This window comes from Pseudomonas sp. KB_12, assembly GCF_052114545.1.
GTDB classification, from domain to species: domain Bacteria; phylum Pseudomonadota; class Gammaproteobacteria; order Pseudomonadales; family Pseudomonadaceae; genus Aquipseudomonas; species Aquipseudomonas brassicacearum.
The window spans coordinates 1-854 of sequence record NZ_JBFREY010000091.1 but is presented as its reverse complement, the minus strand read 5'-3'; the positions used below and the strand labels follow the sequence as shown (position 1 = coordinate 854).

At 63.1% G+C, this 854-nt stretch carries 1 protein-coding gene; it reads right to left on the bottom strand.

The genetic code is table 11. From position 1 onward, the window contains the following. Window positions 1-854: OprD family outer membrane porin (locus AB4Z20_RS27990; RefSeq protein ID WP_442091232.1), on the bottom strand; the 854-nt coding region annotated here is incomplete at both ends.

Genomic DNA, 854 nt, shown 5'->3' with positions numbered 1-854 from the left:
TTGAGGCTCTTCAGCGCGCCGCTTTGCACGGTGTAGGCCAGCTCGGTTTCGCGGCCCCACTCCTTGCCGTCGTCAACAGTGGCGGTGTGCACGTTGTCACCGCTGATGTAGCGGTTCATCAGGGTCAGGCCCGGCACGCCGACGGCGGCGAAGTTGAAGTCGTGGCGCAACTGCCAGGATTTTTCCTTGGCGTTGTCATAGCTGGAGTTGTAACTGTCGTTGGCCAGGGTGCCGCCGCTGGTGCCGTTGACGCGCATCCAGGCATCGTCGCCACCGACTTTCTGCAGGCCGACGTAGAAGGTGTTGCCACCGTATTTGGCCGAGAGCATGGCGAACGCGGTCTTGTTGTCCAGGTCGCCGGCCAACGCACTGCCGTTTTCCTTGCCGGTGAAGTAACCGAGGTTGGCGCCCAGGGTCCAGTCGCCGATGGGCTGGCTGTGGGTCAGGTTGAAATATTGCTGCTGGTAGATGTCGGACAGTTCCGCGTACCACACGCCGACCTGGGTGCGTTTTTCGTTGAAGGCGTATTCACCGCCGCCAAAGTTGAAACGGTCGGAGGTGAACGCGCCGCGGCCGTTCATCGACATGTCTTCCATGCTCGCGTCGTTGCGCGGGCTGTTGCCACGGAACTGGCCGCCGTAGAGGGTCAGGCCGCTGATTTCGGTGGAGGTCACCTGGCCGCCGCGGAAGGTTTGCGGCAGGGAGCGGCCGTCGTCGGAACGCAGGATCGGCAGCACCGGCATCCACTCACCGACTTTCAGTTCGGTCTTCGACACCTTGGCCTTGAGGGCGACGCCCAGGCGACCGAAGTCATCGGCCGGACGACCGTCATCGTGCACCGGCAGCAGTTGCGT